The following is a 13265-nucleotide window of genomic DNA, read 5'->3' as shown; positions in this document are numbered from 1 at the left end:
GGTCCGACCGCTACGAGCCCGACCAGCCACCGCCCAACGCCCTGAACGTCGCCACTGCCGCCCGCGCGTCATTGGCGTCGAGCTCGGCCATCTGATCCCGCGAACGCAGCAGTTGCTGATCTTCGTCCAGTACTTCGATCAAGCTCACCGCGCCGCCTTGATAGGCTTCGCTGGCCGCTTGACGGGCGGCCTGGCGGGCGCTGATTTCCTCGGCCAGGTCCAGGCGCTGGGCTTCGAGCTGGGTCAGGGTGACCACGGCGTTTTCCACGTCCTCGCTGGCGCGCAGCATGGCCTGGCGGTACTCGGCCAGGGCCTGGGCGTTGGCGCCTTTGGCCTGGGCGACTTCGGCATCCACGCGGCCAAAGTCGAACAGGCGCCAATGCAAGCCCAGCAGGGCCTGCGGCTGGAAAGCCTGGGCGGTGAACAGCGAGCCGCCGTGCATGCTGTCGAAGCCGAGCAGGCCGCCCAGGGACAACTTGGGATAAAACTCGGCACTGGCCACGCCGATGCGTTCGTTGCTGGCGGCCAGGCGGCGCTCGGCGGCGATCACGTCGGGGCGTCGACGCAGCATCTGGGCCGGGACGATGTCGGTGGGGATCTGCGGCACCTTGTAGTCGTAACCGCGGTCGCCGTCACCGGCCAGCGTACGAGCGTAGGTCCCGGGAACGGCGCCCATCAAGACATCGAGACGGTTGAGCTGGACCGTCAGCTCGGTGCGCAACGGCGGCACCGTGGTGCGTGCCTGTTGCAACACGGCGCGGGCCTGGGCAGCCTCGCGCTGGGTGCCGAGGCCTTGGCCCAGGCGCGTCTGCACCAATCCCACCAGGTCGCTCTGGCTTTGAATTTGCTGTTCGGCCACGCGCAATCGTTGCTGGGCACCGCGGATGCGCAGGTAGGCATCGGCCGCCTCCGCCGCCACGGACACGCGCACCCCGGCCTGACTGGCCTGGGCCGCCAGGGCATCGTCCAGCGCCGCCTGTTCGCCGCGCTTGAGGCCGCCGGCCAGGTCCAGCTCCCAGCTGGCGCCGGCGCCGAGGTTGCTCAGGGTCTGGTTGCGGTCGTAGCCGGGCTGCGGGCTGGCCAGTTGGCCCTCGGGGCTTTCCACGGACTGGCGTTGGCGCACCACCTGGCCGTCGAGGGTGCCCTGGGGCAGGCGCACCGCGCCGGCCTGCTGCGCCACGGCCCGGGCTTGATCGACCCGGGCCATGGCGGCGACCAGATCGAGGTTCTGCGCCAGCACCGCCTGAATCAGGCGGGTCAGTTGCGGGTCGTCGAAGCCTTGCCACCAGCTGTCCAGCGGCGGGGCCGGGCGCGGGCTTTCGCGCTGAAGCAGGGTGTCGCGGGCCTGGAACTGCGCGCTGGCCTGATCGGCCGGGCGCTGGTAGTCGGGGCCAACGGTGCAGCCGGCCAGGGCAAGCACCAGCGTGGCCAGCGCAAAACGCCCCATGGGGAGTAGACGGTTCATGAAAGTATCCTCGCGAGGCAATCAGTGGGCGTTGGCGGACGGTTGGGCAGGGGGCTGGACTTTGCGCATCAGCGGTACCATCAAAGTAGCGACCACGAAGCAGGCCATGATCATCAGGAAGGCATCGGCATAAGTCAGGGTCTGCGCCTCGCGCCAGGTCAGCGCCCAGAGTTGGCGCAGGGCGGTCTGGCTCGCGTCGAGGCTGTTCTGGCCCAGGGCCTGGGCGTTGTGGTTCAGCTGGTCGAGCCAGTTGTTCATGCTCTCGTTGCGGGTGTTGAGGTGCTCGGCCAGGCGCAGGAAGTGCAGGTTGGTGCGGTCGTTGAGCACCGTGGCACAGGCCGCGATACCGATGGCGCCGCCCAGATTGCGCATCAGGTTGAATAGCCCCGAGGCCAGTTTCAGCCGTTCGGGGGCCAAGGCGCCGAGGGTCAGGGTCACCACCGGTGGCACCGCCAGCTGCTGGGCGAAGCCACGCAGGGCCTGGGGCAACAGCAGTTCGTGGGCACCCCAGTCGTGGGTGATGGGCGCAAAGTTCCACATCGAAGCGGCGAACAGCGCCAGGCCCAGCATCAGAATCCAGCGCAGGTCGAAGCGGCTGGCCAATAGCGCGTACACCGGGATGGCCATGAGCTGGAACACGCCGGTGGAAAATACCGCGAGACCGATGTCCAGCGAGCCGTAGCCGCGCACCCGGCCGAGAAACAGCGGGGTCAGGTAGATGGTGGCGAAAATGCCGATGCCGGTGACGAACGAAAACAGGCAGCCCAAGGCGAAGTTGCGGTCCTTGAGGGCCCGCAGGTCGACGATGGGTGCGTCGATCTCCAGGCAGCGCCAGATGAACAGCACGCCGCTGATGGCGGCGATCCACGCGGTGGTGGCGATGGTGCTGTCGCTGAACCAGTTCCACCGTGGGCCCTCTTCAAGGGTGTATTCCAGGCAGCCGAGGAACACCGCCATCAGCACCATGCCGAGGTAGTCGGCGCCGCGCAGCAGGGAGGGGTCGGGCTTGTCGATCTTGACCAGCATGGGCACAGCGAAGGTCACGAACAGGCCCGGTACCAGGTTGATGTAGAACAACCAGTGCCAGGAGGAAATGTCGGTGATCCAGCCGCCTACAGCCGGGCCCAGCGTCGGCGCCAGAGAGGCGATGGCGCCGATGGTGGAGGCGGCGATGACCCGCTGTTTGCCGGTGAAATACATGAACGCCGAGGTGAACACCAAGGGGATCATCGAGCCGCCGAGAAACCCTTGCAAGGCGCGAAAGGCGATCATGCTCTGGATGTTCCAGGCCAGCGCGCAGAGCAGGCTGGTCAAGGTAAAGCCGGCGGCCGACACGGCGAACAGCCAGCGCGTGCTCATCACCCGCGACAGCCAGCCGGACAGCGGAATGACGATGATCTCGGCGATCAGGTAGGCGGTCTGGACCCAGGCGGTATCGTCGGCGCCGGCCGAGAGCCCGCCGCCGATGTCCTTGAGCGACGCCGAGACAATCTGGATATCGATCAACGCGATGAACATGCCCACGCACATGGTGGCGAAGGCGGCGACCTTTTGCGCCGTGGTCAGGGTTGGCAGCGGGCTGGTCATGGCTGCGCCACCGCAGCGACGTCGGTGTGCTCAGGGGCTTGCTGGGTGTCGATCCGGGCGACGACGGAAAGACCCGGGCGCAGGGCGCCGAACTGCGCATCGTGGCTGTCCAGGCGGACCCGCACCGGCACCCGCTGGACGATCTTGGTGAAGTTGCCCGTGGCATTTTCCGGTGGCAGCACGCTGAACTGTGCGCCGGTGGCCGGGGCCAGGCTTTCGACATGGCCGTGAAATGCCCGGCCGGGGAGGATATCGGCACGCACCGTGACGGCTTGGCCGACGTGCATATGGGCCAGTTGGTCCTCTTTGAAGTTGGCGTCGACCCACAATCCCTGCGCCGGCACTACCGAGATCAACTGGCTGCCGGCGGCGGCATAGGCGCCGACCTGGGCGCGGCGGTTGCCGACGTAGCCATCCACTGGCGCGCGCAGTTCGGTATAGCCGATGTTCAGTTGCGCCTGATCGCGCTCGGCCTGGGCCTGCTGCAGGGCGGCCAGGGTCTGGCCGCGCTGGCTTTCGATCACGTCCAGTTGCCGGCGAGCGGCGAGCAGGCCGGCTTCGACCCGGGCGTGGTCGGCTCGGGCAGTCTTCCAGGTAGCGTCCACGCGCTGGGCACTTTCCACCGAGACGGCCTGGGTGCGCACCAGGTTCTGGTAGCGGGCGTGGTCGTCGGCGGCCCGTTGGGTCTCGGCGTCGGCGGCATCGATCTGGGCCTTGGCCTGATTGATCATCGCCTGTTGCAGTTGCTCGGTGGCGTCGAGGTTGCGCAGGCTGGCTTGCTGGGCGGCCACGGCGCCATCGGCCTTGGCCAGAGCGGCGCGGTAATCGCGTACGTCGATGCGCGCCAGCAGGTCGCCGGCCTTGACGAACTGGTTGTCCTGCACCGCCACCTCGCTGATGAATCCCGGGACTTTGGCACTGATGACAGTGACATCAGCGCCTACATAGGCGTCGTCGGTGTCTTCGATGAAGCGTGCGGTCTGCCACCAATACGCGGCGTAACCGAGGGCGCCGACCACTGCGATGGCCAGCAGGCTCAGGCGTACGACTTTCTTGCGTGCTGGAGCCTTGGGTGTCGGGGTAGTGGTGTCGGCAGTGGGGCTGGCAATAGCGTTCATGGTGGATGGGCCTTGGCGTGAATCAGTGGGGGAAGGGGCTGACCAGATCGTCGTGCTGGCGGTAGGCCTGACCGGTGCGCACGCGCCATTGGGTCAGCGGGTCGGCTTCGGGTGCCATATGGACGCGGTGAGTCTGGGCGGTGATGCGCTTGCCGGTGTTGGTGTCCATCAGCGCCAGATCCACCGGCAGGCCGGTCTCTTCATCGGCGAGAAACACCTTGCCGGAGGTCGCCCCGTGGCATGCCCCCCAAGCCATCAGGGTGAGGATGACCTGACGCAGGTCACGGCCTGCCTCGGTGAGTTGATACTCATGGCGCGGCGGGTTGTCCTGGTAGGGCTGGCGTTCCAGCAGCCCGGCGGCCACCAGGTCGTTCAGGCGGCGAGTCAGGGTGCTGGAGGCGATGCCCAGGCTGTGGCTGAAGTCGTCGAAACGCCGCAGGCCATAGAACGCATCGCGCAGGATCAGCAGGCTCCAGCCGTCGCCGATGCGTTCCAGGGCGTGGGCAACCGGGCAGGGCATGGGGTGGAAGCTGGCTCTTTTCATGGGGACCTCAAGGGTGCCTTGATTCAAATGATAGTCATAATATTACATAGTTGATTTCATCATGGAAGTGACTTTTGGTGGGGGAAGTGGCCGGTCGTCGGATGGAATTTAAGTCGTCATACAAGGCGTGTTGCGTGCACTGCAGCCCAGACCGCACGGTCTTTCGGGCAGAACGCCGCCACTGTGCTATCTTCCCGCCGCTTTTGCCTGACCCTGCAGCGCGCACAGACGACGCCGGGGTGACAGCGATCTTCTACCTGCCCTACGGAGTCCCCTTGTACAAAGGTGTTGTTTTATCGGTTGCTTCATCCTGCCTGTTCGCTTCGCTGTATTTCTATACCTCGCTGCTGACCCCCTTGGGCGGCGACGCGATCTTCGGCTGGCGAATGTTATTGATGCTGCCGCTGATCACGCTGTTCATCGTGGTCAGTGGCGAATGGCGGCAGGTCAGCGCGATTTTTGCACGCCTTCGCCAGACGCCGCACCTGCTCGGCCTGTTGTGCCTGAGCAGCCTGCTCCTGGGCGCCCAGCAATGGCTGTTCATGTGGGCACCGCTCAATGGTCATGGACTGGACGTGTCGCTGGGCTACTTCCTGTTGCCGCTGGCCATGCTGCTGGTGGGAAGGGTGATGTACGGCGACCGGCTCAACTCGCTGAAAAAGATCGCCGCCTTCTGCGCCGCGATCGGGGTGGCCAACGAGCTGTACCGCGCAGGAGGGATTTCCTGGCCGACGCTGTTGGTGGCGGGCGGCCTGCCGCTGTATTTCATCCTGCGCCGGCGCCTGGCCACTGCGCATCTGGGTGGGCTGTGGTTCGACACGCTACTGACCTTTCCGCTGGCGCTGTACTTCGCCCTTGGCCAGAGCGGCGAGGCCTTGCACCAGACCCCGCGCCTGTACGCGCTGTTACTGGGGCTGGGGGTGATCAGCGCCGCGGCGTTCATGTCCTACGTGGTGGCCGGCAAGCTCTTGCCGTTCAGCCTGTTCGGTCTGTTGGGCTACGTCGAGCCGGTGCTGCTGGTGGGCGCCGCCGTGGCGCTGGGCGAGCAGATCAAGGCCGAGCAGTGGCTGACCTACCTGCCGATCTGGGCGGCGGTGGCCGTACTGGTGGCAGACGGCGGGCGCTATCTGTGGCGCAGCAACCGGCGTTAAGTCTTTCGGGCGCGCTGGAACACTTCGCCCATGCGCCATTGCAGGTTGCGGTAGTGACCGGCCCATTCGCCCCACCCTGAGTGACGGCGGTACTGGCCCAGGGTACCCGAGGCCAGCGCCTGCGCCTCGGTGATGCCCTCGGGCTGCTCGCAGTCCGGGCCGACGTACAGTGCGTCGGCGCTACAATACAGCTCGCACAGGTAGCAGCTCTGGCAATCGGCCTGGCGAGCGATCTGCGGCCGGCCCTGGGTATCGAAGTCGAAGACGTTGCTGGGGCAAACATCTACGCAACGGCTGCAACTGTCGCAGCGGGAAGCAACAATGACTTCGATCATGCCGGCAGCTCCTCGGTGGCTCGGGTGTCGACCCAGACGCGGTCCAGGCCACCGACGGTCATGGAGTGGGCAAGCTCGTCGCGGCTGTGGGGCAGGTCGCTGCGTTGGTGCAGCCCACGGCTTTCCTTGCGTTCGAGCGCCGCGCGGTAACACCAGCGGGCGGTGGCGGCGAGGGCGGCGGCTTCACGGCTGCGCACCGGGTCGGCGCCGGGCTGCTCGCGCACCTCATCCCAGAGAGTATCCAGTGCTGCCAACGAGCGCTGGAGTTTTTCTCCTGTGCGAAAGTAGTTTTTGTCCAGCGGCAACATCTCGTCCTGGACCCGCTGGGTAATCTCGGCCGGGGCGCCGGTCTTGCGCTGCCCACGAGGGCGTAAACCGGCCTCGCCAACAGGCTGAACGGCCTCGTCCAGCCGTCGGCCCTGGTGACGTGCCAGGCGCGCCACCGCCTGGCCGGCCCAGATGCCCGAGGACAGCGCCCAGGCGGAATTCACGGCGCCACCGCCCGTATTGGCCCCGGCCACCGGCACCCGGCTGGCACAGTCGCCCACGGCATACAGGCCGGGCACGCGGGTCTGGCAGTCGTTGTCAGCGATCAGCAAACCCCCCGTGCCACGGACAGTGCCCTCCGCGCGGAGCGTCACCTCGAACGGCTCGTTGTAAGGCTTGAGCCCGGCGCGATCAAACAGCAACTGCACATTGGGCGAGATCTCCGGCAGCTGTTGGCGGATGTCGTCTGGCGTGCGCTCCAGCTGGCAGTACACGGGGCCTCGCAACAAGGCCTCGGCCAGCGCCGTATGATCGCCGCCCACCTCATGGCCACTGGCGTCCTGATAACGGCCGAAGGAATAGATCATGCTGCGGGTCATGCTGGTACGCGCCTGGGCAATGCAGTACTCGCGGGAAAACTCCATGCCCGAGAGCGCCACGCCGGCTTCGGCGCCCATCAGGTAACCATCGCCGGTGTTGTTGGCGCTGCCTAACAGGTGAGATTTGAAAGCGCAGCCACCGGCGGCGAGGATGACCCCGGCGGCGCGGATCTGCCAGGGGCGCCGATCGCGAATCCGCCAGCCCCTTGCGCCTGCGGCCGAGCCGTCGCGGTGCAGCAGCAGTTCCAGAGCCGGGCTGTGGTCCAGAACGATGACGCCAGCCTGGTCGAGCCGCTGACGCAGGGCACCCATGTACTCCGGGCCGCGCATGGGGGCGTAGTGGGTGCGACCCGAGGGGTCGCGGGGGAAGTGGTACCAGGGTGCGAGGCCCGGCAGCCATTGCCAGGTAGTGTCGAGAATACGGTGCATCCAGCTTTTGTCGGCCAGGCCCAAGGTCGACAGGTGACGCGCGTCCACGGCGGCCTCGCGTTCCTCGGGCGCGACCCACCAGTGCCCGGGCCCGGCGGCTGCGGTCACGCCGCTGGTGCCGCAATAGCCTTTGTCTACCAGCACCACCTCGGCACCGGTCTGGCGAGCGGCGACGGCGGCCCAGGCGCCGGCCATGCCACCGCCGATGATCAAGACGTCGGCAGACAGCTCCACAGCGGATAACACGTCAGGCATGAAGGCTCACTCCAGAGAGATGAAATAGCCTCCGCCAGGCGTGGGGTCGGGTTGGGCGTAGAAACTAAAGCGAGGGATAAGGTCTGTAAAAGTCTTTTTCGATCTAATTCAATATCCATTAAAAGCATAAGTTGATGTAGGGAGTATGCGATTTTTGTATTTTCACTGGCCGGTACCGTCGTTTTCGGCCTGGACCTGCACGTGAAACAGCCTTCATCAACCCGCTGGAACCCTCGACTCAGGTGCTGCTCTCACGCCTGTCCCCCTGTGTTGGAGTCTGTGATGTCTGCGCCCCTTGAAACTGCCGATCTGCGTGCCCGCGAGCTGGTCGCCCAAATGACCGAAGACGAAAAATTCGCCTGGCTGTCTGGCCCTATGGCCATCCCGTTTGCTCACCAGCAAAAGCCGGACGGCGCCTTGGGCTCGGCGGCGTTTTACCCGGCTATCCCGCGCTTGGGAATCCCGGCCATGCAGCAGTCGGATGCCAGCCTGGGCATCGGCAACCTTGGCAACGTACGCCCCGGCGACCATGCTACCGGGCTGCCCAGCTCGCTGCTGCTGGGCGCCACCTTCAACCCGGAGCTGGCCTATGAAACCGGCGCGGTGGTGGGCCGCGAGGCCCACGCCAAGGGCTTCAACGTGCAACTGGCCGGTGGCGCCAACCTGATTCGCGAGCCGCGGGGCGGACGTAATTTCGAGTACATCGCCGAAGACCCATTGCTCACCGGAATTCTGGCTGGCCACTCCGTGCGCGGTATCCAGGATCAGGGCGTGGTCTCCACCGTCAAGCATTTTGCGGTCAACGCCGAGGAAACCGGGCGGGTCATGGTCAGTTCCAACCTGGCTGAAGCGGCGTTGCGCGAGTCTGACTTGCTGGCTTTCGAGTTGGCCATCGAGATCGGCGCTCCCGGCGCGGTGATGCCTGGCTATAACCTGGTCAACGGCGACTACGCCAGCGAAAACGCATTCCTGTTGAGCCAGGTGCTCAAGGGCGAATGGGCCTTTCCCGGATGGGTCATGTCCGACTGGGGCGCGACGCATTCTACCGAGAAAGCCATGCTGGCCGGCCTGGACGTGCAATCCGGGGCCAATCTGGATGACCAGCACTACTTCGGCGAAGCCTTGCGTCAGGCGGTCAAGGAGGGGCGCGTGCCCCGGTCGCGAGTAGATGACAGCCTGCACCGGATCCTGCGCAGCCTGATTGTTGTCGGCGCCCTGGACAACCCGGTGGTACGGGCACAGCCCATCGACTACAGCCAACACAAGCTGGCTGCCCAGCGCGAAGCCGAGGAAGGCATCGTGCTGCTGAAAAACAACGGTCTGTTGCCCTTGAAGCTTCGGGCCAGACGTTTGTTGGTGGTGGGCCGGCATGCCGATCATGGCGTGCTCTGCGGGGGTGGCTCCTCGGCGGTCACGCCCATCGGCAGCCTGAGTGTGCCGGGCACCGACATCATGGGCATGCCGGTGGCCAAGGTCTATCAGCCATCTTCGCCGCTGCAGGCCATTCGAGAGGAGGGCGAGGCATTGCAGGTGGACTTTCTCGACGGCGACGATGTGGCCCTGGCCACCGCCCAGGCGGGTCTGGCCGATGCCGTGATCGTGTTCGCTCAGGAATGGCGCTCCGAGGCACTGGACGCACAAGGCCTGGGCCTGCCGGACGCTCAGGACGCGCTGATCGAGGCCTTGGCGGCGGCCAATCCGGCCACGGCGGTGGTCGTGCAGAGCGGTGGCCCGGTACTGATGCCCTGGCTGGGAAAGGTGGCGGCCGTGTTGGCGGCCTGGTACCCCGGCGTCGGCGGCGGCCCGGCCATGGCGGGCGTGTTGTTCGGGCGGGTCAATCCGTCCGGGCGGTTGCCGGTCACCTTCCCGGCCAGCGAGACACAATTGCCCCGCCCCGGGCAGATCGATCCGTCCACCACCACCTCTAACCCCGGCTCGCCACGGATCGGCGGCATTATCCCGATCGACTACGACATCGAAGGGTCGGACGTCGGTTACCGCTGGTACGCGCGGGAGCAGTTGACGCCGTTGTTTCCCTTTGGTTTCGGGCTGTCCTATACCACCTTCGCTTATTCCGGTTTGCACGCTTGCGCACTGGACAAGGTCTCGGTCACCGTGACCAACACCGGGGCACGGGACGGTGCGGTGACGGTTCAGGTCTACGTGGCTCGATTGGGCAACGAGGGCTATGCCAAACGCCTGGCAGGCTTTCGCAAGGTGCTGTTGCTGGCGGGGGAATCACGGCAACTCGAGGTGGCGCTGGAGCCCCGGGTGCTGGCCAGCTCTGTCGAGGGGCGCTTTGTGTTGCAGCGCGGCGGCTATCGCCTCTGGGTCGGTGACGATGCCCAGGACGAGCGCTTGAGCATGGATGTGCAGGCTCAATGACTGAGCTGACGCCCGTGCAGGACCGAGCAAGCCTGGTCCTGCACGGGCACTCGGCATCAGTCGCCGAGGGTCATCAAGGCCTCATGCCTCACCGCAAAATTCACCGAGCGGGCAATGAAGCATTTCTCGTGGGCCACGTGGTGCAACGCCCGGGCTTTTTCCAGATCGCTGCCGGGTGCCAGGACGATGCGCGGGCGCAGTACCACCGAACTGAACTGGCCCGCGCCGTCGCGCTCTTCCACCATGGTGCCGAGCGCGTTGTCTGCATAGGCCAGTACACAGACCCCGGCCTCGGCGCACAAACCCAGATACCACAGCTTGTGGCAGGCGGCCAACGAGGCCACCAACAATTCTTCGGGGTTCCAGCAGGTTGAATCGCCGCGAAAGGCCGGGTCCGCTGAACCCTCGATCAGTGGTTTGCCTTCGGCATGTAGCTGATGCGCGCGGCTGTAGCCCCGATACGACGCGGTGCCGTTGCCGGTGTTGCCGGTCCAGACCACCTGGACCTGATAGTCATGCTGTGTTTCGGCCATCGATCAACCCCGCCTTGAGAACACGAGCCGCCCATTCTGACAGATGTGGCGCTTTGCCACAGCGGCCGGCGGAGGCCTCATTGACCTGAATCAAAATCGGCACTCGGGCCGGCGACAAGAATGGCGCATCTCCACCGAGTAGCCATCATGCCCGCCTATCGCGCTTTGCTGAAGGAACCAATGGAGCTGAGTAGCTTCACTCAGCTGCTGTTCAACCCGGTGGCCCAGGTCAAGTTCGTCCACACCGTGGCCTCGGGTTATGTGACCGGGGCGGTGTTCGTGCTGGCCATTTCCAGCGGGTACCTGCTCAAGGGCCGCGATACCGGCTTCGCCCGGCGTTCGTTCGCCATTGCCGCGGCATTCGGCCTGGCGTCGGTGCTGTCGGTGATCGTGCTGGGTGACGAGTCCGGCTACGAGATCGGCGATGTGCAGAAGACCAAGCTGGCGGCCATCGAAGCGGAGTGGGACACCGAGCCGGCGCCGGCCTCGTTCACCCTGTTCGGCCTGCCCAACCAGGCGACCCAGCACACCGACTACGCGGTGAAGATCCCCTACGTGATGGGCCTCATCGCCACCCGTTCGGTGGACACCCCGGTCACCGGCATCAAGGACCTGATCGTCGAGCACCAGGCACGTATCCACAACGGCATGCTCGCCTACCAGTTGCTCGGCCGCCTGCGCCAGGGCGACCACAGTGCGCAGACCCTGGCCGCCTTCGACGCGGTGAAGAAGGACCTGGGCTACGGCCTGCTGCTCAAGAAGTACACCGCCAACGTGGTCGACGCCAGCGAGGCGCAGATCCACCAGTCGGCGCTGGATTCCATCCCCGGCGTGGCCTCGATCTTCTGGAGTTTTCGCCTGATGGTCTTGAGCGGCGTACTCATGCTGCTGCTGTTCATCTGCGCCTTCTGGGCCACGGCGCGCAAGAACGAGACCCGCAAGCGCTGGTTGTTGCGCTGGGCGTTGTTCAGCCTGCCGCTGCCCTGGGTGGGCACGCAGACCGGCTGGTTCGTTGCCGAGCATGGCCGCCAGCCGTGGTCCATCGCCGAAGTGCTGCCGGTGCAGCTGTCGGTCTCCAGCCTTTCCACCAGTGACGTGTGGGGTTCATTGCTGGCGCTGGTGGGGTTCTACAGCGTGCTGTTGGTGATCGAGATGTATTTGATGATCAAGTACGCGCGGCTGGGCCCGAGCAGCCTGCACAGCGGCCGGTACCACCATGAGCGTCTTGCCCAGAGCCACTTCGCCCTCAAGGAAGCCTGAAGATGTTGGATTATGAAAACCTCAAATTGATCTGGTGGGTATTGGTCGGCGTGTTGCTGATCGGCTTTGCCTTGACCGATGGTTTCGACCTGGGCGCCGCCGCGCTGCTGACCTTTGTCGCGCGCAGCGACCTGGAGCGGCGCGTGGTGATCAACAGCATCGCGCCGCACTGGGATGGCAACCAGGTCTGGTTGATCACCGCCGGTGGCGCCTTGTTCGCGGCCTGGCCTCTGGTGTACTCGGCGGCCTTTTCAGGGTTGTACTGGGCGTTGCTGCTGGTGTTGTTTGCCTTGTTCGTGCGCCCGGTGGGGTTCGACTACCGCAGCAAGCTGATCGATCCGCGCTGGCGACAAAGCTGGGACTGGGCGCTGTGCATCGGCGCCCTGGTGCCCGCGCTGGTCTTCGGCGTGGCCTTCGGCAACCTGTTGCTGGGCCTGCCGTTCCAGTTCGACGACAGCCTGCGCAGCAGCTACCACGGCTCGTTCTGGCAACTGCTCAGCCCCTTCGGCCTGCTGGCCGGGTTGGTCAGCCTGAGCCTGCTGGGCTTGCACGGAGCCACCTGGCTGGGCTTGCGCACCGAAGGCGTGATCGCGGTGCGGGCACGCCGCGCGGCCCTGGCCTTGGCCGTGGTGTTTCTGCTGGCCTTCGTCGGGGCCGGGGTGTGGCTCGACCTGGGGCCCATCCAGGGCCTGGTCATTGCATCGGGTTTTGATCCGAACAAGGCCCTCAACCCGCTGGCCAAGGTGGTGCGCAGCGGCAACCCCGGTTGGATGGGCAACTATGTGCGCTACCCGCTGACCGCCATTGCCCCAGTACTCGGCGTGCTGGGAGGCTTGCTGGCCGCGTTGGCAGCAGGGGGGCGTGGCGGGAAAAAGTCGGCCGTGGCCTTTCTGGGCAGCAGCCTGGCCATTGTCGGCACGCTGTGCACGGCGGGTTTTGCGCTGTTCCCCTTCGTCATGCCGTCGAGCCTGGACCCGGCATCGAGCCTGACCCTCTGGGACGCAGTGTCCAGCCAGAGGACGCTGACCATCATGTTGGTGGCGGCCAGTGTGTTTGTGCCGTTGATCCTGTGCTACACGCTGTGGTGCTACGTGAAGATGTGGGGCAAGGTCACCACCACGCACATCGACAACAACCCCCATGGGCTTTATTGAGGAGTGATGGTTATGTGGTATTTCGCGTGGATTCTGGGTGTGTTGTTGGCGTGCAGCTTCGGCATTATCAATGCGTTGTGGCTGGAGGCGAGCGGGGTGGTGGAGGAAGAGGGGTAGGGGGCTGTTCCCGAGCAAGCTCGGTCCTACGCAGTCTGTGTAGACCGAGCTTGCTCGGGAACGAAC

Annotated in this window: 11 protein-coding genes and 1 pseudogene; 5 read left to right on the top strand and 7 right to left on the bottom strand. The window is 65.5% G+C overall.

From position 1 onward, the window contains the following. Positions 1 to 10: 10 nt before the first annotated feature. Genes HB675_RS12365 through HB675_RS12350 form a run of 4 tightly spaced genes read right to left on the bottom strand, consistent with a single transcriptional unit; the run spans position 11 to position 4714 of the window. Positions 11 to 1465: an efflux transporter outer membrane subunit gene (locus HB675_RS12365; RefSeq protein ID WP_213878610.1), complete on the bottom strand. Its 1455-nt coding sequence runs from the start codon at positions 1463 to 1465 to the stop codon at positions 11 to 13. A 21-nt stretch (positions 1466 to 1486) separates the two neighbouring features. Then, positions 1487 to 3052: a DHA2 family efflux MFS transporter permease subunit gene (locus tag HB675_RS12360; RefSeq protein ID WP_213878609.1), complete on the bottom strand. Its 1566-nt coding sequence runs from the start codon at positions 3050 to 3052 to the stop codon at positions 1487 to 1489. Continuing rightward, a complete protein-coding gene (locus tag HB675_RS12355) occupies positions 3049 to 4170 on the bottom strand; it encodes an HlyD family secretion protein (protein WP_213878608.1) in 1122 nt (373 codons plus the stop codon). The genes HB675_RS12360 and HB675_RS12355 overlap by 4 nt, the downstream gene beginning before the upstream one ends. Positions 4171 to 4192: 22 nt before the next feature. Beyond that, positions 4193 to 4714 (bottom strand): helix-turn-helix domain-containing protein, encoded by a 522-nt coding sequence (locus HB675_RS12350; protein ID WP_213878607.1) that lies wholly within the window; start codon positions 4712 to 4714, stop codon positions 4193 to 4195. Between the two features lie 275 nt (positions 4715 to 4989). Here HB675_RS12350 and rarD point away from each other — a divergent pair, with 275 nt between their 5' ends. Beyond that, on the top strand, positions 4990 to 5865 hold the full coding sequence (rarD, locus tag HB675_RS12345) for an EamA family transporter RarD (RefSeq protein ID WP_213878606.1): 876 nt from the start codon (positions 4990 to 4992) through the stop codon (positions 5863 to 5865). Here the strand turns inward: rarD and HB675_RS12340 are convergent. After that, positions 5862 to 6200 carry a ferredoxin family protein gene (locus HB675_RS12340; protein WP_213878605.1) on the bottom strand — a complete coding sequence of 113 codons (339 nt, stop codon included), beginning with the start codon at positions 6198 to 6200 and terminating at the stop codon, positions 5862 to 5864. The genes rarD and HB675_RS12340 overlap by 4 nt on opposite strands. Further along, entirely contained in the window at positions 6197 to 7750 is a 1554-nt protein-coding gene (locus HB675_RS12335; protein ID WP_213878604.1) for an FAD-binding protein, read from the bottom strand. The genes HB675_RS12340 and HB675_RS12335 overlap by 4 nt, the downstream gene beginning before the upstream one ends. 282 nt (positions 7751 to 8032) lie before the next feature. Between HB675_RS12335 and HB675_RS12330 the strand changes: the two genes are divergently transcribed. Continuing rightward, the gene (locus tag HB675_RS12330; RefSeq protein ID WP_213878603.1) at positions 8033 to 10135 is read left to right on the top strand and encodes a glycoside hydrolase family 3 C-terminal domain-containing protein; all 2103 of its coding nucleotides are present in this window, start codon (positions 8033 to 8035) and stop codon (positions 10133 to 10135) included. Between the two features lie 56 nt (positions 10136 to 10191). Here HB675_RS12330 and HB675_RS12325 read toward each other — a convergent pair whose 3' ends face one another. After that, positions 10192 to 10668 carry an OsmC family protein gene (locus HB675_RS12325; RefSeq protein WP_213878602.1) on the bottom strand — a complete coding sequence of 159 codons (477 nt, stop codon included), beginning with the start codon at positions 10666 to 10668 and terminating at the stop codon, positions 10192 to 10194. Positions 10669 to 10848: 180 nt separating this feature from the next. Between HB675_RS12325 and HB675_RS12320 the strand changes: the two are divergent. The 3 genes and pseudogenes from HB675_RS12320 to cydX all read left to right on the top strand — a co-directional run. Beyond that, positions 10849 to 11928: pseudogene (locus HB675_RS12320) on the top strand (cytochrome ubiquinol oxidase subunit I); the annotation flags it as partial. 2 nt (positions 11929 to 11930) lie between these two features. Continuing rightward, the gene (gene cydB / locus HB675_RS12315) at positions 11931 to 13082 is read left to right on the top strand and encodes a cytochrome d ubiquinol oxidase subunit II (protein ID WP_213878601.1); all 1152 of its coding nucleotides are present in this window, start codon (positions 11931 to 11933) and stop codon (positions 13080 to 13082) included. Positions 13083 to 13094: 12 nt separating this feature from the next. After that, a complete protein-coding gene (gene cydX, locus HB675_RS12310; protein ID WP_213878600.1) occupies positions 13095 to 13199 on the top strand; it encodes a cytochrome bd-I oxidase subunit CydX in 105 nt (34 codons plus the stop codon). Positions 13200 to 13265: the final 66 nt, after the last annotated feature.

Origin of the sequence: Pseudomonas sp. dw_358, assembly GCF_018449655.1 — a bacterium.
GTDB lineage: Bacteria > Pseudomonadota > Gammaproteobacteria > Pseudomonadales > Pseudomonadaceae > Aquipseudomonas.
This window is presented reverse-complemented; position numbering and strand designations above follow the sequence as displayed.

Coding starts and splice junctions, on each gene's coding strand:
- HB675_RS12365 (WP_213878610.1), bottom strand. CDS start 1,465: ATGAACCGTCTACTCCCCATGGGGCGTTTTGCGCTGGCCACGCTGGTG.
- HB675_RS12360 (WP_213878609.1), bottom strand. CDS start 3,052: ATGACCAGCCCGCTGCCAACCCTGACCACGGCGCAAAAGGTCGCCGCC.
- HB675_RS12355 (WP_213878608.1), bottom strand. CDS start 4,170: ATGAACGCTATTGCCAGCCCCACTGCCGACACCACTACCCCGACACCC.
- HB675_RS12350 (WP_213878607.1), bottom strand. CDS start 4,714: ATGAAAAGAGCCAGCTTCCACCCCATGCCCTGCCCGGTTGCCCACGCC.
- HB675_RS12340 (WP_213878605.1), bottom strand. CDS start 6,200: ATGATCGAAGTCATTGTTGCTTCCCGCTGCGACAGTTGCAGCCGTTGC.
- HB675_RS12335 (WP_213878604.1), bottom strand. CDS start 7,750: ATGCCTGACGTGTTATCCGCTGTGGAGCTGTCTGCCGACGTCTTGATC.
- HB675_RS12330 (WP_213878603.1), top strand. CDS start 8,033: ATGTCTGCGCCCCTTGAAACTGCCGATCTGCGTGCCCGCGAGCTGGTC.
- HB675_RS12325 (WP_213878602.1), bottom strand. CDS start 10,668: ATGGCCGAAACACAGCATGACTATCAGGTCCAGGTGGTCTGGACCGGC.
- cydB (WP_213878601.1), top strand. CDS start 11,931: ATGTTGGATTATGAAAACCTCAAATTGATCTGGTGGGTATTGGTCGGC.
- cydX (WP_213878600.1), top strand. CDS start 13,095: ATGTGGTATTTCGCGTGGATTCTGGGTGTGTTGTTGGCGTGCAGCTTC.